Origin of the sequence: Caballeronia grimmiae (genome assembly GCF_000698555.1) — a bacterium.
Classification (GTDB): domain Bacteria; phylum Pseudomonadota; class Gammaproteobacteria; order Burkholderiales; family Burkholderiaceae; genus Caballeronia; species Caballeronia grimmiae.
Map to the genome: position 1 here is coordinate 68,537 of NZ_JFHE01000009.1, position 22,530 is coordinate 91,066.

Sequence of the window (22,530 nt, forward strand, 5' to 3'; positions counted from 1 at the left end):
CAGATCAATGGTCCTTGAAGGCCGCAGCTCGCCCCGCGTGCAAGAACTCCTCCGGCGTGGTGGTGGCGAACAGATGCATCGCGCGGCTGATGATGCCGGTCCATCCGGTCTGGTGGCTGGCGCCGAGCCCTGCGCCGTTATCGCCATGAAAATATTCGTAGAAGAGCACGTAATCGCGCCAGTGCGGGTCCTCCTGAAACTTCCGGTTGCCGCCGTGAACCGGCCGCCGGCCGTCGCTGCCCCGCACGAAGAGGCTCGTCAGCCGGCGGGTGATTTCCGCGGCTACTTCGTAGAGCGTCATGTCATGTCCGGAACCGGTCGGGCACTCCACTTTGAAAGTGTTCCCGTAGTAGCTGAAGTACTGCAACAGCGCGCGGATAATGAGCCCGTTCACCGGCATCCATATCGGACCACGCCAGTTCGAGTTGCCGCCGAACATGCCCGTGTCGGATTCCGCCGGCAGGTATGAAACGCGGTACTCCTGGCCGCCCGCGCGATAGATGTAAGGGTGGTCCGCGTGGTATCGCGACAGCGAGCGAATGCCGTAGGGACTCAGAAACTCGTTCTCGTCCAGCATCTTCGAGAGCACGCGGCGCAGATTCGATTCGTTGAGGATCGAGGCCAGCCGGCGATTGCCGACGCCCAGCGACGTCATATCGTGGATGGACGCCATGATCTCGGGGCGCGCTGCGAAGAACGGCTTGAGGTCTTCGAAGGCATCGGGATAGCGATCCACCAGCGCACCCTCGAACGAAGTGACGGCGCACAGCGGCAGCAGTCCCACCATCGAGCGCACTTTCAGCCGTTCGGCGCGCCCGTCCGGCAGTCTCAGCACATCGTAGAAGAAGCCGTCCTCTTCATCCCACATGCCGCAGCCTTCTCCGGTACGCAGCATCGACGATGCAATCCACAGAAAGTGGGACACGAACTTCACGCACATGTCTACATACGCGGGATTGTGCAAGGCGAGCTGCACGGAGATCTCGAGCATGTTCTGACAGAACAGCGCCATCCAGGCAGTGCCATCGGCCTGTTCCAGATACCCGCCCGTGGGCAGCGGTGCGCTCCGGTCGAATACGCCGATGTTGTCGAGCCCCAGAAATCCGCCTTCGAATACGTTGTTGCCGGTCCGGTCCTTGCGGTTGACCCACCACGTGAAGTTCATCAGCAACTTATGAAACGACCGCTCCAGCCAGGCGAGATCCCCGTGACCGTGGCGGTGCTGATCGAGACGATAGGCGAAGATCGTCGCCCACGCATGCACAGGCGGATTGACGTCACCAAAGTTCCACTCGTAGGCCGGAAGCTGCCCACTCGGATGCAGATAGCGTTCGCGTAGCATCAGGTCGAGTTGCTGCTTGCCGAAATCTTCGTCCACGAGCGTCAGGGCGAGCACATGGAACGCGAGATCCCAGGCCGCGTACCACGGGTACTCCCATTTGTCGGGCATCGAAACGATGTCCGCGTTGAACATGTGGTGCCAGTGATCATTGCGCGGCGAGCGCCGCGCCGGATCGAACGGATCGGAGCCGCGCTCGGTGAGCCATTTGTCGACGTCGTAGTAATAGAACTGCTTCGACCACATCATGCCGGCGAGCGCCTGTCGCATGACGTTCGCGGCGTCCGCGTCCAGCGATGCGGGAATGACCGCGGCATAGAATTCGTCCGCCTCGTTCCGGCGCGCCGTCATCGTTTCTGCGTAACCGCCGAACGCAGTGCTGCATCCTTCTTCCGCCGATGTTTCGCGCTCGGGCGTGTCCCTGACGAGTCGCAAGCGCAAGACATGGGACTGGCCCGCGCCAATCTCCACGGCGTAATGCGCGGCGGCTTTCGTCCCGCGCATCTGCGGATTCACGGCCGCCGCTTCTCCATGAACGATATGGCGGTCGATGCCGTCCTTCACGTAGGGCGTGCGGTTCGCCGTACCGTAAAGGCGCTCGCTATTCGTTTCATTCTCGGTGAAGAGCAGCGCCACGTCGCCCTCGCAATAGAGCCGCCAACTGCCCAGCTCGCCATGCGATGCCGCGATGACGGCGCCTGCGCGGCCCGCCCATGCCTGACGAAGCGACGGTCGCGCGACCTCCTCGCCCCACGACCAGACGTTGCGAAACCATAGCGTCGGCAGGACATGCAATGCGGCCGGATCGGGACCGCGATTGAACGCCGTGATCTGAATCAGTATGTCTTCCGGCGCAGCCTTCACGTACTCGACGAATACATCGAAATAGCGGTCTTCGTCGAATATGCCGGTATCGATCGCCTCGTATTCGAGTTCCTGACGGCTGCGCCGGCGATTCGTCGCGACCAGATCGTCGTAGGGATAAGCGGCCTGCGGGTACTTGTACAGATACTTCATGCAGGAATGCGTCGGCGTCGAATCCAGATAGAAGTAGTATTCCTTAACGTCCTCGCCGTGATTTCCTTCCCCGTTGGTCAGGCCGAACATCCTTTCTTTCAGGATGGAATCGTGACCGTTCCACAAACTTACGGCGAAGCAAAGCAGCTGCTGGTCGTCGCAAATTCCTGCGAGCCCGTCTTCGCCCCATCGGTACGCCCGCGAGCGCGCCTGATCGTGATTGAAGTAGTTCCAGGCGTCGCCGGACTCGCTATAGTCTTCGCGCACCGTGCCCCACTGGCGTTCGGACAGATACGGTCCCCACTTCTTCCAGGGCGCGATGCCCTGCCGGGCTTCATCGAGCCGGACGTGCTCTGCGGTCACTTGACACCTCCTTCCAATGCGGAACAGCTGGCCGCTTCACGTCAGGCCAGACATGGATGGCATTGCCTCGACTTCCGGTTCGCTACGCGCGGCTCATTGCAACCGCCCGGCGAACTGGCGGCTCGCCGGACGGCTTCTCTTCTGCTTAAGGAGATGTCAGTGATGTCAGTGATGCGCACCGCCACCCGCATCGTCGAGTTGCCGCAGCACGGCGTCGAGATTGAACGATGCCGGCTTCTGACGCGGCGGATAAGCCTTGAAGTTCTCGATCTGCGCGGCCACGACCGCCTGCATCGCATAGAGCAAGTAGGCGTGCGAGATCATCCAGTCGTAGTATGTATTCGAGTTCTCGTCCGCGCGCTCGAACGGATCGCGCCGGAGGTGGAACATCTTCGGGATACGCAGCCGGATGAAAGGCTCAGCCCAGCACGCGAGTTGCTTCGCGCGCTGCTCCAGCAACACCATCTTCCAGTCGCGCACGCGGATCGCCATGATGTCGCCGTCGTCGCTGATATAGAAAAACGAATCGCGCGGACTGTCCTTCACTTCCCCGGTGAGATAAGGAAGCATGTTGAAACCGTCCAGATGTACCTTGTACGTTTTCTCGCCCGCCTTGTATCCCTGAAGCAGTTTCTCTTTCACATCCGGTTCGCCCGCCGCCGCGAGCAAGGTCGTCATCCAGTCCTGATGCGTGACGATTCCGTTGAGCACCGTGCCCGCAGGAATTTTCGCCGGCCATCGGACGAAGGCCGGCACGCGCCACCCGCCTTCCCAGTTGGTATTCTTCTCCGACCGGAATGGCGTGATGCCCGCGTCGGGCCAGCTATTGAAGTGCGGGCCGTTATCCGTCGAGTACATGACGATGGTGTCTTCGGCAATGCCCAGCTCGTCAAGCTTGGCCAGCATCGTGCCGATGTTTTCGTCGTGCGCGACCATCACATCGTTATAGTCGCCCTGTCCGCTCTTGCCTTTGTGCTTCTCGGCACAGTGCGTGCGGAAATGCATGGCCGTCGTGTTGTACCAGACGAAGAACGGCTTGCCTTCGCTATGCGCCTTGTCGATGAACGCGCATGCGAGCGCGGTCGTTTCTTCGTCGATCGTTTCCATGCGCTTTTTGTTCAGCGCACCGGTGTCTTCGATTCGCTGTCCGCCCTTGCCATCGGCGCGGCAATGGAGCACGCCTCTCGGACCGAAACGCTTCCTGAACGCAGGGTCTTTCGGATAATCGGGGTCCTCCGGCTCCTCCTCCGCATTCAGGTGATAGAGATTGCCGAAGAACTCGTCGAAGCCGTGCATGGTGGGCAGAAATTCGTCCTTGTCGCCCAGATGATTCTTGCCGAATTGCCCGGTGGTATAACCAAGCGGCTTGAGCAATTCCGCGATGGTCGGATCCTCCGCCGACAAGCCCACGTCGGCGCCCGGCATGCCGACCTTGGTCAGCCCCGTGCGGATCGGATTCTGTCCGGTGATGAATGCGGCGCGGCCCGCCGTGCAGCTTTGCTGGGCGTAGTAGTCCGTGAAGGCCACGCCTTCGTTCGCAATCCGGTCGATGTTGGGCGTGCGATAACCCATCTGTCCACGGCTATTGAAGCTGATGTTCCACCACCCGATATCATCGCCCCAGAGAATCAGGATATTCGGTTGCTTTGTCGCCATGATTGCTTCCACTCCTGTCAGGTTGCGCCCGGCCGGGCCTGCACCAGGCCGGGCGAAGAAGGTTCATCAATCACCGAACTGAGCCAGCATGCCGCTCGCCGGTCCCTGCTCGATGAACTCGTCACCGCTACCGGCGTCTTCGGGCACCACGTTCCTGTCAGGAAGTGCGCCGCGCCTTACTGCTCCCCGAGTCGAACGAATGACGCGGCGCGTGGTTGCCGTGGCAGAACTTGAACTTCCTGCCGCTGCCGCATGGACAAGGCGCATAAGGACCGCGCCGTTTATCATCGCTCGCGGTGATCGCCATCACGTCGGAAGCCGGCCGGCCATTGCGAACAAGCTTCGCCATCGTTTCCATCGCGGGGCGCGACTGCATGAAGAACAGCTCCAGACCTGCGCACAGATAGTTATGCCCCGCTTCGCCGTCTCGTGAAAGCGAAAAGCGGTCTTTCGGACATCCACCGTTGCACAGCGCCCTTACTTCGCATCGCCCGCACTGAGCGGTGAGCGAGTCACGCTTGTCCATGCCGAACCTGCGTTGTGCGGGCGACGCCATCAGTTCGAGCATGTGCGTCTCGTGGATATTGCCCAGCCGATATCCCGGCTCCACGAAGTGATCGCACGCGTAGAGGTCGCCGTTATATTCGAGCGCCGGACCGAGGCCGCAGGTCGGGGCATGAATGCACAACAGGTGACGACCGAATAACGCTTCCAGCGTCACATCGAACAATTGCACGAAGACGCGGCCGACATCGCGGCGCACCCACTCTTCGAACACGTCGATGAGAAAGAGACCGTACTCCTTCGCGCCGACCGAGCGATCGGTGACGCGATTGCCCGTCTGCGTGTACAACACGCGCTTATGGCCCGCCTGTTCGCTCCAGCCGCGATTGGCCAGTTGAATGGTTTGCTCGGTGGCGCGCTCGATGATCGGAATGAACTGAATCCATCGCGCGCCAAGCTCATCGCGAAAGAAGCGATACACCGATCGGCCGTGGTGCTGGTTCGCGGCATTGACGGTACACAGGACGTTGAAATCGACGCCATGCTTGCGCAGTTGCCTCCATCCGTTCATGACGAGATCGAAGGTGCCCTGCCCGCGTCGATCGACGCGAAAGGTGTCGTGAAGCTCGCGCGGTCCGTCCACGCTCAGACCGACGAGAAAGTGATGCTGCCTGAAAAACTCACACCATTCGTCGTCGAGCAGAATGCCGTTAGTCTGGAACGTGTGCTTTACGGTCTGTCCCGGCTTTCGATACTGCTCGACGATTTCAACCGCCTTCCTGAAGAACTCGACTCTCATGAGCGTCGGCTCGCCGCCTTGCCACGCGACGGTGACTTCCGGCGTGCGATGCGACTCGAGCAACTGGCGAATGTAAGTCTCCAGCGTCTCATTAGACATGCGATGCTTTTCGTTCGGATAAAGCGCCTCTTTCGACAGGAAAAAGCAGTATTTGCAATCGATATTACAGGTCGATCCACTCGGCTTGGCCAGCAAGTGAAAGCGCGGCGGCGCGTCCGCGAGCCGGCTGCGGTCCAGCTTCGCTTCTTCGCCGCTCGATGATGAAGCGCGTGTGCGCAACGAGGCTTCCATCGCCGTCATACCCCTTGATGTTAAGAAAGCCGAAAGGATTGCCTGACGTCATCGCGCAGGCGCTTCGACGTCGCCCGAAGGTGGCTCGGGTCTAATTGGAAAAGACTGAAAGCAGAGAATCGCGGGCACAAACGTGTTTCGTATTTAAGACAGCTTGTGCGCGGAAATCAAACGCAATTTCGCTAGCCCTATTTAAGTGCACTGCGCATAGCGGCCGAAGCGTGCATGGTTCGAGGGCGTGAACGTGCAAACATTGAGCCGGTGTTTCTCGCAATCGCGCGTCCGATGCACTAGATTAACGTTGACGCCCGACAGCGCCATGATGTGAGTCTGCAATATCGCCCTCGATGCACTGCTGCGGATCGAGCCGACAGAGCTCACAGAGCCGACGAACCGATGCGGAGGTTGGCGTGGCTAACGTGGAAGCACGCTCGGCGAACCAGCTGGCCGAAGCGCGGACCGATCTCGCGACGACCCGCACATTGATGGCGGCCGATCGCACGCTGATGGCGTGGACGCGTACGGCGCTCTCGATGATCAGCTTCGGCTTCACGATCTACAAGGTGCTTGAAGGCTTCAGGGAAGCCGGCGTTCACCTTGCGCATCCGCATAGCCCCCGAACCATCGGCCTGTTCCTGATCGGCATGGGCACGGTGTCGATGGTGATGGGCACGATCGAATACTGGCTGATGATCATGGCGATGCGCGAGCATCAGTTCGTCAGTCCGTACAGGCCCACCTTTTTCGTGGCCCTGGTCATGGCTTTCTGCGGCAGCTTTCTGTTTCTCAGCATCATCGTAAGGTTGCTCTAGCCGCACGCAGGCACATGTAAGGCGCGCGCTTTACCTTGAAGGATGCCGGTATCGTGGCTGAAACCGTATTGTTCCTGCTCAAACTATCGATTGCAGTGCTGATCGCCTGTGTCGGCGCGGGTACTTCCGTGTCCGAAATAGGCTATCTATGGAAACGACCAGGGCTAATGTTTCGCTCTCTGACGGCAATGTATCTGCTCGTGCCGCTGGTCGCATGCTGTATCGTGCTGGCGGCGCCCATCGATCGAGGCGTGAAAGCGACCCTGCTCACGCTCGCCGTATCGGCGGGCGCGCCTTTGCTTCCGCGGCGCCTCGACAAGCTCGACAGCCATCCGTACATCTTCAGCCTACTGATGACGTCATCGCTCATGGCCATCGTCGCAGTGCCGCTGTGGGCGGCCGCATTGAGCGCCTATTTCGACGTCGCGGTGGAACTGTCGCTACGTTCCGTGACCGCGAACATCGGCAAAACCGTTCTGCTGCCCATTCTGCTGGGCATGGGCCTGCGCTTCGCTTTCCCGGCGACATCGGAACGATGGTCGAACCGGGTGATGTCGGCCGCATGGATCGTGCTAGCGGTCTCCGGCATTCTTCTGCTCATCCTTCATCGGGACCATCTCGCGGGACTCACCTGGCAGGGCATCGGCGCGCTCGTGGCGCTGATGATCGCCGGGCTGGTCATCGGCCACATCCTCGGCGGCCCCGACCCGAACGACCGCGCTGCACTGGCTATCGCCTGTTCGGCGCGACACATCGGGATTGCACTGGTCGTTGCGGCGGAGTTCGTCGGACCGAGAACCCTGGTGCTCGTCGTCGCGTACTTCGTCACGTCGTTCGCCGTGGCTGGCGTCTACTTCGCTTTACGACGACGACGCGTCGCCTCGCTTCAGTGACGCGCGAGTTTCAAGCGCAGTGCCCGCACGCTCGAATGCGACGCGTCATGGAGAGGCATGACTCCAATGCGCAAGCTGCGGACGACCGAGAAGGAAGCACAGAAGCTTCAATGTTTGAGCGCACGTCAAAGCGCAACAGCTACGCGGATCGAACGTTTACGCCTTCTATGAGGGCCGTTCTTCTTCGACAGCGCCACGTCGTTCATATTTGGCCGACGACGCGCGTACTGAAAGAATAGCTTTTGTGGCGCAAGCAGCGACTCCAATCTCACTCACGTGAAACACGCGGCCGTACTGTCGTGCATCCGGCGGTCTGTGCTTTGGCCTGAGCCGACATTGAGGCAGTTTCTTTTGAACGTCAGCAGCGGCGCGGTCTGCTGACCGTGGCGACGTCGCGCAGCAGGACCGCAACAGCTTGCATCAGCGAACTAGCACTCACGACCCGGAGCGGCCGGACGGACCATCACCGCGAGTGTCGGCTCTCCGATCGATGCGTGACGTTCGCTTACCAGGATTCGAGCCACCGCCTTTCGGCCTCATGAAGTTTTCGCACAATCGGACCTTGCAGACAGTGACGCCGCTTTGATAAGCCCCTCTCCCGACCATGCGCTGTCGACCGGCGAACGCTTGCTTCGCACCGGCACATCGTCGCATCGTCGCCTCGGTGCTATACACCCCACCGTAGCGCCGGCGTGTGGACCGAGCTGTCCCAATGCTTCGTCATTTCTTGGTCGAGGATGCAAAGTGTGATCGAAGCGCCCGCCATCTCGAGTGAAGTGGTCAGCGCGCCCACCTGCACACGCGCAATCGTCAGATCGCGCTTTTGGAGCCAGGCGCGCGTTGAGTTGAAAAGAAGATAAAGCTCGCCAAGCGGCGTGCCGCCAAGGCCGTTCACAAGCACCAGCAAGCTAGCCCCCGCAGGTGGCTTGAGATCGTCGACGATAGCCGTGAGCAACTCCCCCGCAATCGTATCGGCCGATGCAAATTTCGCGCGCCGCCTGCCCGGCTCGCCATGAATGCCGACGCCGACTTCGATCTCATCGTCGCCGATCTTGAACGTCAGCGTGCCAGCTGCCGGCACCGTGCAACTGGAGAATGCGACACCCATCGAAGCCGTGCGCTTGTTGATCCGGTCGCCAAACATCTTGCACTCATCGAGGGTCGCCCCGCTTTCAGCCAGGCCGCCTACCAGCTTCTCGACGATCACGGCGCCCGCAACCCCGCGCCGTCCGGTCGTATAGCTGGAGTTCTCTACCGCGACGTCATCGTTGATGAGGACCATGGCATTCGGCACCTCGGACATCTCCGACGCCATTTCGAAGTTCATCAGATCGCCCGAGTAATTCTTCACGATGAAGAGCACGCCCGCACCGGTATCGACGGCCCTGGCGGCGGCCATCATCTGGTCGGGCGTCGGTGACGTGAAGATCTGGCCCGGGCAGGCGGCGTCGAGCATGCCATGGCCGACAAACCCTGAATGGAGCGGTTCGTGCCCCGAGCCGCCGCCCGATATCAGCGCGACCTTGCCAGGCTTCAGATTCCTGCGCCGCACGAACACCGGTTCGCTATTGAGCACGACCAGGTCGGCATGGGCTGCGGCGAATCCCGCGAGACTCTCGGCGAGAAAGTCGTCCACATGATTGATGAATTTTTTCACGGTCTCCCGCTCCTTTATCCGTTGCGTTGCGCGAGCCGCGCGCATACCGAAGCAATCATGATCTGGCTGGAGCGCGCGCCGGGATCGATATGTCCGCGCGAACGCTCGCCGAGAAACGACGCCCTTCCCTTGGTCGCCAACATGTCGCGAGTCGCAAGCATGTTTTCCTCGGCGATTTGCGGCAGCGTGTCGAGTACCACGCGCGCCGCGGCGCTTTCTGCGGCAAGTTCTGCGAAGCGCTTCGCGACCGGAATCAACACGTCCATCATCGTCTTGCTGCCGACGCCGGTCTTGCCGCGTTGCCGGACGGCCTCGACGCCCGCCGCGAAGATCTGGGCGAAGCCGCCCACATCCATTGCATTGGTCACGGACGCCTTCGCCATGCCGTTCAGCAACGAGAAGAATAAAGGCCCCGACGATCCGCCCACCGTCGACAGCACCTTGGTAGCCGCGATGTCGAGCGCGGGGCCGAAAGCTTCGGCCTCGATCTCCGCGCGCACCGCAAGCAGGGCTTCCATGCCGCGCAGCAGATTGAAGATGTGATCGCCATCGCCGATCTGCTGGTCGAGTGATGCGATCTCGTCGGTATGCTCCTTCAACGCCGCATAGGCAGCGTCGATGCACGCCATGACCGTTTTGCCGTTCATGTCGGGATTCTCCTGCCGTCGGCACTGAAATATAGAAGGCTGCGCGCCGGCATCGACACGCCGACCGATTGTCCCGGCGAGAAATTGCGCTCCGCAACGGTCGTTGCCACAACGGCGGTTCCCGCGCGATCGAGTATCAGCAGATGGCGTAGCGGCGAATATTCGAGCACAGTCAGACTAAGTGCGCCCTGTACGCCACGCGCGTCGCACACATCGGGGTCATGCAGCACGATATCCTCAGGACGGATGCCGACAGTCGTCGTTCCCGCCGGCATGTGAGCCAAATCGAGCAGAGTGTGTGGCAGCAGGTTGATTGGCGGAGAGCCGAGCCGCTGCGCAGCGCTCAGCGACACCGGATTTCCATACACCTCGCGCGGCGTGCCGAGTTGCACGAGACGCCCCTGGTCAAGAATGCCGATGCGATCCGCGAGCGTGGTGGCTTCGACCTGATCGTGCGTGACGTAGATGATCGTCGCGCCGATCGTACGATGCAGGTGTTTGAGTTCGATGCGCAACTCTTCACGCAGCTTCGCATCGAGGGACGACAGCGGCTCGTCCATCAGAAACACCTTAGGTTGCCGCACGAGCGCGCGCCCTATCGCCACGCGCTGCATTTCGCCGCCGGACAGATGCGTCGCCATGTTGTCGAGCTTTGATTCCATGTGCAGCATCTGCGCGACCGCGTGAACGCGGGCACGCACGTCCGCCTCGCTGCTGCGCCTTCGTGGCGAGCGCAACGGAAACGCCAGGTTGCCGAACACGGTCAGATGCGGATACAGCGAATACTGCTGGAAGATAAACGCGACGTCGCGATCCGACGGATGCACTCCGGTCGCAATGCCACCGTCGATCAGCACGTCGCCCGCATCCGGCCGCTCCAGCCCGGCGATCAGACGCAGCGTCGTGGTCTTGCCCGCGCCGCTCGGCCCGAGCAGTACCACGAACTCGCCGTCCCTCACATCGATAGAAAGATCGTCGACTGCGGCGATGTCACCAAACCGTTTGGACACATTGCGCAACTGGATTTCAGCCATTAGCTTCTCCGTGTGCAGGCATGGTGCGAACGGTGCGCGGCAGCAGCCGGCCGCTCTGCGCGTCGTACAACAGCGTGCGTTCCTTGCGAAACGACAAACCGACCGGCGATCCGGCAGGCAAACCATCGTCTTTTCCCACCCGCACCCTCACCACGCCCAGCGCGGTTTCGACCACCAGCACCTGATGCGAACCAAGATATTCATCGGCAATGACCTTGCCGCGCAACGGACCGTGCTGATCGATCGCCACATGCTCGGGACGAATGCCCAACAACACGCGCGCTGCGGCGGCTCCGCAGCGCGGCACCGCGACCGGTGCGCCGTGCAGGCGGACTTCTTCGTGGCCCGCGTCCACGCCGCCATCGACTGGCAGGAAATTCATCGGCGGACTGCCGATGAAGTTGCCGACGAACACCGTCGCCGGAAAGTAATAGATTTCCTGCGGCGGACCGGCCTGCAGCAACTCACCCTTGTTCATCACCACGATGTCGTCGGCCATCGCCATCGCTTCGCTCTGATCGTGCGTAACATAGACGGTCGTGGCGGCAAGCGCGTTATGCAGCTTGCGCAACTCGAGACACATCAGCTCGCGGAAATCCGCATCGAGCGTGCCGAGTGGTTCGTCCATCAGAAACGCCTTCGGCTGCCGCACGATCGCGCGGCCCAGCGCTACGCGCTGCCGGTCGCCGCCAGACAGCCCACCGGTCTTGCGATCGAGAATGTTCTCGATACGCAGCATGCGCGCGGCCGCAGCCACTCGTGCCGCGATCTCATCGCGCGACACATGCTCGTTCTTCAGCGGAAACGCGATGTTATTGCGCACCGTCATATGGGGATATAGCGCGAACATCTGGAAGACGAACGCGATATCGCGCTGACGTGCGCGCAATGCGGTCACGTCCTCACCGTCTATGAGAATCTGACCGGAGGTCGGCAACTCGAGGCCGGCAATCATCCGCAGCGTCGTGGTCTTGCCGCAACCCGATGGGCCGAGCAACACGACAAAGCGTCCGGCGCCGATCGTCAGACTGGTGTCGCGCACCGCGACAAAGTCGTCGAAGCGCTTGTGAAGGTTGGCAAGAACGATCGTGGACATGGTGTCAGTCCGGGAAATGGCTGGTCACGACGAACGCGAGCGCGCCTACCAGGATGACCGGAAACGACCATGTGAACAACGTCAGTGAAAACGGCTGCACCAGCATCGCCACGCCGAGACCAATCAGTGCAGTCGACACCGCTTCGCTGTAGCCACGGCGAAGATAATGTTTTTTCGGCAAAACGAAGTCTCGTTTCATTTGCGCACCGCTCCGAAAGTGATGCCGCGCAATAAATGTTGCGCAGCACCACAGTGAAGATAAGGATAGGCAGCACGAAAAGCGTCGTCGCCGCAGCGACGGCCGGCCAGTCCTGCCCGCCTTCGCCGATGATGAACGGAATGAACGGCGGCATCGTCTGCGCATCGCCGCTTGTAAGCAGTGACGCGAATGCGTACTCGTTCCACGCGAAGATCAGGCAGAAGATTGCGGTCGCGGCGATGCCGGTGATCGCCTGCGGCAGCACCACCTTGACGAAGGCCTGCAGGCGCGTGTACCCGTCGACGAGCGCCGCCTCCTCGTATTCGCGCGGGATCTCGTCCATGAACCCCTTCAGCAGCCATACCGCTAGCGACACATTTACCGCCGTATACAGCACGATCATGCCGACATAGCTGTCGCTCAGGCCCAGTGCCCGGTACATCAGGTAGATCGGAATGGCGACCGCGATCGGCGGCATCATGCGCGTCGACAGGATGAAGAAAAGCAGGTCGTCGGAGAGCGGCACCTTGAAACGCGAGAACGCATAAGCCGCCAGCGTGCCGAGAAATACTGCGAGAAAGGTCGAACCGAAACCGATCACGAGCGAATTCACGAAGCGCGGCAGGACCTTCGAGGGTCCCGCGATGACCATGTTGCGCTTGCGCACATCACGCTCATACCAGGTCCGCGCGGGCGGCAGACCGGCGATGAACTCGGGCGTCTGCCGCGAACGAATCGTGAACAGGTTCACATAGCCTTCCATCGACGGCTGAAACAGCACGACGGGCGGATAGGCAATCGCGTCTTCCTGCGTCTTGAAACTCGTCAGGAAGATCCACACCATCGGCAAGGTTGCAACCAGCGCGTAAGTAATGACAACCGCCGCCGCGAAGCGCTTGCCGCGCGGCGACGACGCCACCACCGAGTGTTGAGTAGCCGTCGGTCTCATCGCTGTTTCACCCGGTTGAGCGCCTTGACGTAGATGTTCGCCGCACCGAACACCGTCACGAACAGAATGATCGCCAAAGCCGATGAATAGCCGGTCTGCCATTTCTCGAACGCGGCACGCTTCAAGGTGATCGACACGGTTTCGGTGACCGAGCCCGGGCCGCCCGAAGTCAGCAGGTTCACCATGTCGAACATCTTGAAGTTCTCGATGCCGCGAAACAGCACGGCGAGCATCAGGAACGGCAAGGTCATCGGCAATGTGATCGACCAGAACTGCCGCCACGGCGTGGCGCGATCCACTTCGGCCGCTTCGTAGATGTAGTCGGGAATCGACCGCAGGCCCGCGAGGCAGATGAGCATCACGTAGGGGGTCCACATCCACGTATCGACCATCACGATGGTCCACGGTGCGAGCGACACGTCGCCGATCATCTGAAATGAGCCGGGCGCAATCCCAGTGAGGAAGCCGACGATATCGTTGAAGAGCCCCGTTTGCGGTTGCAGCAGAAAGGTCCAGAAGTTGCCCACGACTGCCGGCGACAGCATCATCGGCAGCAGGATCAGCGTGGTCCAGAAGCTATGACCGCGAAACTGCCGGTTGATCAGCAACGCGAGGCCGAAACCCAGTAGAACCTCTAGCCCGACCGACCAGAACACGAAACGCGCCGTCACCTGCATTGCGTACCAGACGTCTTCGTCGGTGAGAATGTCGACGTAATTGTCGATACCGACAAAACGCGCCGGCACACTCGGCATATTCGACTTGAAGTTCGTGAACGACAGACGTAACGCCCAGATCAACGGAAAGATGTTGATCGCCAGCAGCAGCAGGATGGTTGGAAGGATGAACAGCCACGCAATGGTTCTGTCCGATAACCCGGCCAGACGTGTGCGCCCACGCGCCGACGCTCGCGACTCCAGCCCCGCCGATGAAAAAGGCTTGTGTGCCAACATGCCTCGCTCCTTTATGCGGACCGGCGGCATCCGTGCAGGGGGCGCCGGTCCAGTCCTGGATGCACGCTAGTTCTTCCCTTCGTTCTTGAAGACCTTGTTCCAGTCTTTAACCAGCAGATCGAGCGCCTCCTTGGCCGTGCCCTTGTCGGCCACGACATAGTCATGCACGCGCTTTTGCATGTCGAGCAGCAGTTCTGCATAAGCGGGTTCAGCCCAGAAGTCTTTCACGATCGACATCGACTTCAGAAATGCCGGCGCAAAAGGTGCACTCTTGGGAAAGTCGGGCGCATCCACCACCGACTTCGCCGCCGAATAGCCGCCTAACTGCCACCACTTCTTCTGCACATCGGGTTGCGCAAACCACTTGATGTATTCAAGTGCGTCTTCCTTGTGGTCCGAGTACGACACGACCGAGATGCCCTGTCCGCCGAGCTGCGTGAACTGCTTGATCTCACGCGGATTCACGAAAAAGCCGATCTTGTCGCCGCCGACGTTCGGGTCTTTGTAGAGTCCTGGGAAGAATGCAAACCAGTTCATCTGCATCGCCACCTGGCCCGACTTGAAGGCATCCAGACCTTCCTGCATGTACGCGTTGGTCATGCCCGGCGCCGTGCAGCACTTGTAAAGCGCCTTGTAGTACTCCAGCCCCTTGACCGCGCCCGGCGAGTTGACGAAGCCATCCAGGTGATAGGGTTTCTTGGGGTCTTGATATTCGAAGCCGAAGTTGTAAAGCGCATTGGTCACTCCCATTGTGATGCCTTCAGACCCGCGCTCGGTAAAGATATAGACACCGTATACGGTCTTTCCATCGATCTTGCGGCCCTGGAAGAACTCCGCGGTTTGCTTGAGTTCGTCCAGCGTGGTTGGCGGTTCGAGTTCACGCTTATATTTCTGCTTGAACTCGGCGCGTAACTCAGGGCGCGCGAACCAATCCTTGCGATAGGTCCAGCCGACTGCGTCGGCCATTGCCGGCAACGCCCAGTAGTTCGGCGTATTCTTTGGCCACTCCGCATAACCGACGACGGTCGCCGGCACGAAGTCGTTCATCGATATCTTGGTCTTCGCGAAGAAATCATTGAGCTTGACGTAGTGCCCGTTGACCGCTGCGCCGCCTATCCACTGGCTGTCCCCAATGATCAGGTCACATAGTTTGCCATGCGAATTAAGTTCGTTGAGAAAACGATCGGCGTAACTCGTCCACGGCACGAATTCGAACTTCATCTTGATGCCGGTTTTGGTCGTGAAATCCTTGGATAGCTCGACGAGTGCATTGGCCGGGTCCCATGCCGCCCAACATAAGGTCAACTGCTTTTCCTGTGCTTGCGCGCCCTCTGCCATGCCGAGTCCCAACGATACCGTGGCCGCCGCGATTACCCTTGCTGACTTAAGACGTAACATTTGTCTTCTCCTTGTCTTTTTCGGGTCACCAACCTGATGTGAAACAGCGCCCATGCGCCGGGTGCTGTGTATCGGCTCCAGCGGCTTTAAACGCAAGTCCGCGTGTCGCGAGCTTCAGGCATGCGCATTCTCACGAAGATAAATCCGGGTTTCCGGCGTTGGGATGGCGAGCGCGCCACGTACGTCGTTAAGAAAATTGATGGCGGCGAGGCCTGCCCAATGAACGATGCCGCGCACATCCTGATCGAGGATTACGTCGATCGCGCGCTCGGACAGTTGTGCGCGAGTCTCCGCGGTGCATTCATGCCCGATCAGTACCAGGCGTGCCTTGTCGCCCGATTCCTGCAATGCCGTTGCGATGCCTGAGATGCCGCCACCTGTCACATAGACCCCGACTAGATCCTGGTAACGTGCAAGGAGGCCCTGCACGGCAAGACCTGCGCCATCGTCATCTTCGGCGAAGTCTGGTTCGGCAATCCACCGCAGATTGCGAAAGTCCTCTTCCAGCACCTGCGATAAGCCGGTGCGTCGTTCCAGTTGATCGTGCAGGCGCGACGAGGCCGACAAAATGGCGACCGTGCCGATTCGCGCGCCGAGAAAGCGACCCATCAAAAGTCCTGCGGTGCGTCCAGCAATCCGGTTATCGACGCCGACATACGCTGCGCGGCGACTGGCGGGCAGATCGGAGAACACGGTGACAACAGGCACGCCCGCATCGCTCATATCCTCAACAAGGCGTTCGACTGCTGGGTAGTCGAGCGGCACAAGCACGAGTGCATCGTAGTCGATCATCTGTTCAGCGAAGGCAATGGTGTCTCGATGAGTCGTGAAATCGCAGCGGTAGAGCGACGGAATGATGCGGTGCTCGCGAAAGAAGCTCGCGGACAGCGCGATATTGCGCTCGACGTGATCGATGAAACGGGAGTTGACCTGAGGCAGAACAAACGCCACGCGATACGTGTTTATCTTGGCTGGGCGGCCGCGACTAGCCCGTTCGTCGCGCAGGGCTGCCAGCGCAAGATGGACACGATCTGCAGTCTCCGGACGCACAGCCTGATCGTCGCGCAACACACGATCGACCGTGGCTACGCTGACGCCCGCACGACGCGCGATCATCATACGTGTAGCAGGCATGTGGCTCTCCGGTGCCGAGCCAGAAGAAGATTTTCGTTAAATCAAGGTAGCTTTTTCCGCAGCGAATGCAAGTTTTTTACGGCCTTAAACGCATCATTCTTGATGGCATTCAACTCATGCATCGGCTTGGATGAGTGAACGCATGAATCGCCTAAATCAGTGCACGGTGCGTCGCACAAGAAACATTTCGGTGAACTGCCTCGCATCGAATAAGGGCAAACATTGCGCGGGACGCGATCGATGCCTTGTTCGTGGTCGAGGCAATGACGTGCGACGTGCTCGCAAGCTTCCTAGCGGGCACGTCGGTGATCGCGGTTAGAACGCGTGATCGCTCGCGTTCGGCGCAGGGCGCGCGGACCGCCTAAGACGTGCCACGGTCCGACTAGCCGTCTGGGTCAGTCGTCACAGTTCACGCGTAGCTGAGAATCCGTACTGAACAGGCGCTGGTTGTCGGGCACCGGCACGCTCCTACGAATAGCGGGGCTCATCGATGCATTCGCTGCGCCCGACGGCACTACGCTCGAACCCATCTCGTCGGCGGAGAATCCATGACTCCGCATCTGCGACGCCGACAAGACCACGCTTCCCGTCGACGGTAATCCTCTCAGAAACGGCGTCTGGGTGAACGACAGCGCACAGGTCCAACAACCGCGTGCCATCTTATGACACTGCTCGCACCGTACGCCGGGTTTGACAATCTCAGGCATTTAGCTATGTTGGAAACGTCCCGGCGCCTTCCGCTTAGTAGTTGACTGACGCGACTAGCTGACCATCGTGCATCCTATCCAGATCCTGCTTCAAACGACCATTCCGCCTATGAGCGACAATTGGTCGATAGCGCGGTTTAGCCGCTTGGCGGAATTACTGCGGACACATCGAACTTCTGACGGGGGCGTGACGTTCAACGTCGTTGCTCGGGACCGCGAGCGGCTCGGGCAGCCAGACTCGATTCTTTCTCGTCTCGATGAAACGGAGTTCGACGAGTTGTGGCTGTTTGCGGTTGACGATGGGGACGGTCTGACCCCCGAGGACTGCGGGGGAATAACGCGATTCCGACAGGCAGGCCGCGGCCTATTCGTCACGAGGGATCACATGGATGTGGGCAGTTCGCTGTGCAGCCTGGGCGGGGTGGGCAAGGCACACTACTTTCACACGCGCAATCCAGACCCTGACCAATCCAGACGTGTGACTGACGACCCCTTCTCAACCAACATCTCTTGGCCCAATTTTCACTCGGGCGCAAACGGAGACTTTCAGGCAGTCGCGATCGTCGCTCCCACACATCCAGTATTGGCGGACCCTGACTCTCCCACTGGCGCAATTCGGTTCCTGCCAGCACACCCGCACGAGGGCGCCGTTGATGCTCCTAACGATGAACCAGCTCGAGTGATCGCGCGAGGTAAAAGCAAGGTGACAGGAAGGAGTTTCAATCTTGCAGTCGCTTTCGAACCCTCCATCGGAGGCGGCCCCGCAGTCGCTCAAAGCACATTTCACCACTTTGCCGACTACAACTGGGATACGCGACTTGGCTGTCCGAGCTTTGTGACTGAACCTCCCGGGAACGGAATGCAGACCGAGCAGCAAGCCCTTCGGGACGCGCACCGCTACTCTGTCAACGTCGCGCTGTGGCTAGCTGGAGTGACCTGAAGCATTTTGCTCACGATGGGACGGGGTCGTATCGCGACTTCGAAAGCGCAGTGGGAGGCACAGGCAGGCAGGCGGACCTCCTCCGGCAGGAGCCAATCGCCTATAGCAAAGCGTCGTCGATGCAAGGCAGTGTCCGAACCTATAACGCACGCTGACTGCGGTCGAAAATGGTGCGCCTCAATGGGTTTGGCATCGACCTGAGTAAGTTTCCAGCGCTGCGTGAATGCCGCGGTTGAACCGCCCCCGCTTTGTTGGTGACCGCCGGGTTTGGCGCTACGCCGCGCGAGCGGAACGCACCGGGTTCCGATCGTAAGCTTCCTCCGGCGACACTCACCCGGGCGGGGCGAGCAACCGATAGCGCTAGTATCAGTGCACCCATTCGAGCGGGGAGAGTTCGACATCCTGGAGCGTACGCCATGAAGGCCGATGCACAACTTCGCCCTTGTACAAGCCGTTGATCGTTTCGGCCAGAGCGTCGTCGTAAGAGTCGCCGACGCTTCCGACCGACCTCTTACACGTTCGCTTGTCCAACCAGGGGCACAGCGCGACGCCAGAGTGACGTGGCGATACCAGCCCTGCCAGCGACTCACCTCATATTGGTCGAGGCCGCATTCACCCTGGGCGGCCTCAAAGCCGACTTCGATCGCCCATCGCCTGCCAGCGACGTCGAGCAAAGTCCGGGGGTGATCTTGCTGCGGGGCGCGTAGACGACGGAATACGCATGCTCGCATTCTCGTCACGACTGCGGCGCATCAGCAGATAATCACCAAAGCGACGCTCCTTCGGCGCTGAACTGCAAGCGCCACAACGGCGCAAGTCCCCGGTCATATAGGCGCGTGCCTTTTTGCACCGATTCCCGCCTATGTAGCGCCTGTGCCGATCCACTACGCATCCACGACAATTTCCTAGACGATGTTCAACCTGCGCCAGTACTACTGTGCGTCAGTGCAAAGCACGTGGTTCAACCATGACGCGAGGCGCCCAGAAAAGGAACATCATTGCTATACGCGTCCTGACAATACTAGTCTGTTGAACAACCATCGCGGGCTGTAACTGAAACGTCATTTGTATGGCGTACGTATGAAAGTCATTGTCTATAACGAACCGGTCCCGCTCGGTTCGCCGGATGCCCTGTCCGACACTACGTTGCCCGGGGCAGAACCAGCCGGGTATGACCTGTTGGCGGAAGTACATTCGGTCCCGGTGAACCAGGTAGATTCCAAGATCCGTGGCGGCATGCTGCTGCCCCAGTAGCACCAAGTGCTGGTCAGGGATGCGTCCGGCGTGGTGGGGGCCGCCTGTAGGGCATCGAAATGGCGTGTAGCTAGGAATGGGCTGACGCAGGCACAGGAAACTGTTGCCGGCACTTCAATTCGATCATTATATAAGCAATCCTATATAGATATGAGCCGCCTCGTCCTGCCATTTGTATCGCGACGCAACGCGTGGACGTGCCCCCGGCGCAAACACGACAATGAGGCCGTATGCTCAACATAAAGTATTTCGATTCCAATCGCCATACGACCTGGCTCGAGGCGTTCTTCGACCTGATTTTTGCTGTGACGATCGCTGACGTAACGCATATCTTGAGCCACACGCACGAGGGTCATCTTGACCCACTCCAGTTCTGGAAATTCGTCCTGATTTTCATCCCTTTGTGGTGGATCTGGGTCAGCCACACGATGTATGCCAACCGGTTCGACGCGGATGACCGGAAGCATCGGCTGGCAACCCTGTTCATCATGTTCCTGCTGATTATCATCTCGGGCCTGATCGACCGACGATTCCTAGCCAGTTTTGAGGCGATCATCGTCTGCTACGCCGCTTCCAAATACATCATCGCCATAATGTATTTCGTGTCGAAAAACCGGCATAAGAAAAGCGAGGCACTCACAACGACAGTTGGCTGGGTAATCGTCGCTGGCACCACCATCAGCCTCGCTTCGATCCTGTTCCCGGAGCCACAGCGATATGTCGTGTTTTACCTTGGAATAGTGTTCGATCTGGCTGCGTTCATCCTTTTTCTGCCGCGTCGTCTCCAGGTCATCCCAGTGCATACCGAGCACCTGATCGAGCGTGTGGGCCTGCTCACGATCATCATGCTGGGAGAGTCCGTTAGCAGCCTGTCCACGGGACTGGCCAACATCAGTTGGACTGTAGAGAAGCTGCTGACGGCCGCCACCGGCTTCGTGATGATATCGGGCATCTGGTGGGTCTACTTTGACAGTTTTCACCTGTTGACCAAACAGAAGCTCACGACCGGCCATTCGGTCCTGTACTCGCACTTTTTCGTCTTCATCAGCCTGTCGATTGAAGCGAGCCTGATCCGGCACGCGACGCTGGACGACATGGTGGTATCCGATTTCCGGGTACTGTCAGTCATCGGCGCGGTCTGCTTTTTTATTGGCAAGCAGTACGGCTATTTCATGGAGCGGCCCGAGTTGCGGCGCCAACTGGTCGTCAACACCCTGATCGTCTTCGTGTTGACCGGGTTTGCCCTCCTATTGCCCAGAACCGGTTACATCTTAGGCGGTCTTACCGCTGCGGTGATTTGTTATGCTTTCCTCAGTCTCAGATACCTGAACGTCCCACGTCAGCGTCACGACCCCCCGCACGACAGCGCTATCGCGGGAGACTAGCCATGAGCCACACCGCAAGTTCTTTAGTCACGATGCGTGGCTGTGCTATCAGGGCCTGTTGCGAAGAGATGGTGCTAATGGACGATCTGCCACTTCCGACAGCCGCTATAACCTGTCGGACATTCAAGTGAAGGGAGCATGGTCCGGCCCGGCGCGCTTAGTTCTTGTTCCGCACGTCAACGCGCCGGTGGCTGATTTGCCCGTGAGGTGAGTCTTGCGAGCCGTCCATCTCATTGCCGACATCACGCTTCAGTATGGAAGAATTTCGCATGACTACGTCAACGAGTAGAGTCGCACGTCCGTCGCGGTCTAACCAAGGGCTCGGGAAGTGAAAAGCGAATTGACCGGCGGCGGGAGTCAGCGGAACGGCCGCTTACCGCTACCCGTGAGAGGCAGCAAGTGGCCGGCATCGCTCCATCCGGCGACCGAGTCGTCTCGTGGCGTTGACGGCTTGCGTCACACGCCTTCGACGAGAACGGCGCGATATTGCGCACCCCGGAACCGGTGCTGCGCAACCTCTTGATAGGCCGGGCTGTCGTACCACGCACGCGCGGCGGCGGTAGACGGGAACTCCACGATTACGACCCCTTCCGGCGCATCCCCTTCCAGCACCTGCTGTGGTCCGTAAGCAGCCAGGATCTTGACAGGATGACCTTGGAAGGTGTCGCTTACCTTGCTTTGGTACGCATCGAGCTCCCGCTGATCTTGCGTGCTTTCCCTTGTAAATACAATGTAAGTCGCCATCGCGCTGCGCTCCTGATATGGATGTTAAGTGCGCTCAATAGTGCCATGAAACCCATATCCGTGAGGCGCAGTCTGCGCTTGCGGCTCGTCCACCGACCTTCAGCCGACTTTCACGCCGATTCGCTCAATGCTGGTTGTTGATGATCTGCTTGATGACGGCCTCCATCAAGCCGGGAAAGCGGGCATCCAACTCAGCGCGACGCAGTGAATTTTGATGCACGGTGCCGGCTACGCGCGTGCGCACCAAGCCCGCTTCGCACAGGATCCGGAAATGATGGGAGACGCTTGACTTAGGGCGGCCACCGTCAAGCTCGCCGCAGGTCGCCTCGTCGACCGTTGATAGTTGACGGACGATCTCGTGCTGATGTGCCGTTTGCCCTGAGAGTCATGCGTCTGGGCAGACGGCACGTTTGATTGGCCTTCGGGGCGCGAGCGCGTGTTACTACACGCTGGAAGTGTGGCGGAGTTTCCATCGACGGCGGTCATCCGGCGGGCGGCATTCGCACAGCGTATATAAATGTCGCCATTTGAAAGGCCAGCGTCAAGGGGAATCGACCCCTTGCTACCCGCTCATAGAAGCCATCAGCCGACTCGCAGGCGAAAACGGCATGTGTGACTTTCGCGATGCACGTCGCACGCAGGTGTCTCCCTCATGTTATGGCCCGATCAGGCAGTTCTTCGCCACGTGAAGACATCAGATGGCGCGGCATGTCCTCGCGCCATACTTAACAAACCCGTCGCCGCCGCGCACGGTGGAAC

At 59.8% G+C, this 22,530-nt stretch carries 17 protein-coding genes and 4 pseudogenes; 5 read left to right on the forward strand and 16 right to left on the reverse strand.

What is annotated here, in order from left to right:
- Nucleotides 1–4: 4 nt before the first annotated feature.
- The 3 genes from BG57_RS12365 to BG57_RS12375 form a co-directional block, all read right to left on the reverse strand.
- A complete protein-coding gene (locus tag BG57_RS12365) occupies nt 5–2,719 on the reverse strand; it encodes an MGH1-like glycoside hydrolase domain-containing protein (RefSeq protein ID WP_035963389.1) in 2,715 nt (904 codons plus the stop codon).
- Nucleotides 2,720–2,884: 165 nt separating this feature from the next.
- Nucleotides 2,885–4,375 carry an arylsulfatase gene (locus BG57_RS12370; protein ID WP_035963390.1) on the reverse strand — a complete coding sequence of 497 codons (1,491 nt, stop codon included), beginning with the start codon at nt 4,373–4,375 and terminating at the stop codon, nt 2,885–2,887.
- 157 nt (nt 4,376–4,532) lie between these two features.
- Complete coding sequence (locus BG57_RS12375; protein WP_052005783.1) at nt 4,533–5,969, reverse strand: anaerobic sulfatase maturase; 1,437 nt, start codon at nt 5,967–5,969, stop codon at nt 4,533–4,535.
- 410 nt (nt 5,970–6,379) lie between these two features.
- On the opposite strand from BG57_RS12375, the gene BG57_RS12380 reads away from it, so the two are divergent.
- Nucleotides 6,380–6,781: a YidH family protein gene (locus BG57_RS12380; protein WP_206539429.1), complete on the forward strand. Its 402-nt coding sequence runs from the start codon at nt 6,380–6,382 to the stop codon at nt 6,779–6,781.
- A 35-nt stretch (nt 6,782–6,816) separates the two neighbouring features.
- The gene (locus BG57_RS12385) at nt 6,817–7,674 is read left to right on the forward strand and encodes a bile acid:sodium symporter family protein (protein WP_075583123.1); all 858 of its coding nucleotides are present in this window, start codon (nt 6,817–6,819) and stop codon (nt 7,672–7,674) included.
- Nucleotides 7,675–8,341: 667 nt separating this feature from the next.
- Here BG57_RS12385 and dhaK read toward each other — a convergent pair.
- The 11 genes and pseudogenes from dhaK to BG57_RS32530 form a co-directional block, all read right to left on the reverse strand.
- A complete protein-coding gene (dhaK, locus tag BG57_RS12390; RefSeq protein ID WP_035963568.1) occupies nt 8,342–9,331 on the reverse strand; it encodes a dihydroxyacetone kinase subunit DhaK in 990 nt (329 codons plus the stop codon).
- A gap of 14 nt (nt 9,332–9,345) precedes the next feature.
- Complete coding sequence (dhaL, locus tag BG57_RS12395; protein WP_035963394.1) at nt 9,346–9,978, reverse strand: dihydroxyacetone kinase subunit DhaL; 633 nt, start codon at nt 9,976–9,978, stop codon at nt 9,346–9,348.
- Nucleotides 9,975–11,012, reverse strand: coding sequence for an ABC transporter ATP-binding protein (locus tag BG57_RS12400; protein WP_035963395.1), 1,038 nt, complete (start codon nt 11,010–11,012; stop codon nt 9,975–9,977). The genes dhaL and BG57_RS12400 overlap by 4 nt, the downstream gene beginning before the upstream one ends.
- Nucleotides 11,005–12,108: an ABC transporter ATP-binding protein gene (locus BG57_RS12405; RefSeq protein ID WP_035963397.1), complete on the reverse strand. Its 1,104-nt coding sequence runs from the start codon at nt 12,106–12,108 to the stop codon at nt 11,005–11,007. The genes BG57_RS12400 and BG57_RS12405 overlap by 8 nt, the downstream gene beginning before the upstream one ends.
- 4 nt (nt 12,109–12,112) lie before the next feature.
- A complete protein-coding gene (locus tag BG57_RS12410) occupies nt 12,113–12,307 on the reverse strand; it encodes a hypothetical protein (RefSeq protein WP_035963398.1) in 195 nt (64 codons plus the stop codon).
- A pseudogene (locus tag BG57_RS34230) lies at nt 12,304–13,256 on the reverse strand (carbohydrate ABC transporter permease). The gene BG57_RS12410 and the pseudogene BG57_RS34230 overlap by 4 nt, the downstream one beginning before the upstream one ends.
- Entirely contained in the window at nt 13,253–14,209 is a 957-nt protein-coding gene (locus BG57_RS12420; protein ID WP_035963569.1) for a carbohydrate ABC transporter permease, read from the reverse strand. Before BG57_RS12420 ends, BG57_RS34230 begins: the two are co-directional and overlap by 4 nt.
- A gap of 66 nt (nt 14,210–14,275) precedes the next feature.
- The gene (locus BG57_RS12425; RefSeq protein ID WP_035963399.1) at nt 14,276–15,607 is read right to left on the reverse strand and encodes an ABC transporter substrate-binding protein; all 1,332 of its coding nucleotides are present in this window, start codon (nt 15,605–15,607) and stop codon (nt 14,276–14,278) included.
- Nucleotides 15,608–15,721: 114 nt separating this feature from the next.
- On the reverse strand, nt 15,722–16,741 hold the full coding sequence (locus tag BG57_RS12430) for a LacI family DNA-binding transcriptional regulator (RefSeq protein WP_174447216.1): 1,020 nt from the start codon (nt 16,739–16,741) through the stop codon (nt 15,722–15,724).
- Between the two features lie 2,013 nt (nt 16,742–18,754).
- A pseudogene (locus BG57_RS32525) lies at nt 18,755–18,895 on the reverse strand (IS3 family transposase); the annotation flags it as partial.
- Between the two features lie 41 nt (nt 18,896–18,936).
- Nucleotides 18,937–19,050: pseudogene (locus BG57_RS32530) on the reverse strand (IS701 family transposase); the annotation flags it as partial.
- A gap of 418 nt (nt 19,051–19,468) precedes the next feature.
- Between BG57_RS32530 and BG57_RS32535 the strand changes: the two are divergent.
- The 3 genes from BG57_RS32535 (at nt 19,469) to BG57_RS34310 (ending at nt 21,238) form a co-directional block, all read left to right on the forward strand.
- On the forward strand, nt 19,469–19,642 hold the full coding sequence (locus BG57_RS32535) for a hypothetical protein (protein ID WP_174447217.1): 174 nt from the start codon (nt 19,469–19,471) through the stop codon (nt 19,640–19,642).
- A 230-nt stretch (nt 19,643–19,872) separates the two neighbouring features.
- Entirely contained in the window at nt 19,873–21,027 is a 1,155-nt protein-coding gene (locus tag BG57_RS12445; RefSeq protein WP_035963405.1) for a low temperature requirement protein A, read from the forward strand.
- 58 nt (nt 21,028–21,085) lie between these two features.
- Nucleotides 21,086–21,238, forward strand: a complete 153-nt coding sequence (locus BG57_RS34310; RefSeq protein WP_371875872.1) for an acetoacetate decarboxylase family protein — start codon at nt 21,086–21,088, stop codon at nt 21,236–21,238.
- Between the two features lie 245 nt (nt 21,239–21,483).
- Here BG57_RS34310 and BG57_RS12450 read toward each other — a convergent pair whose 3' ends face one another.
- Entirely contained in the window at nt 21,484–21,771 is a 288-nt protein-coding gene (locus BG57_RS12450; RefSeq protein ID WP_035963406.1) for a DUF1330 domain-containing protein, read from the reverse strand.
- 110 nt (nt 21,772–21,881) lie between these two features.
- A pseudogene (locus BG57_RS34315) lies at nt 21,882–22,129 on the reverse strand (ArsR/SmtB family transcription factor); the annotation flags it as partial.
- Nucleotides 22,130–22,530 lie beyond the last annotated feature (401 nt).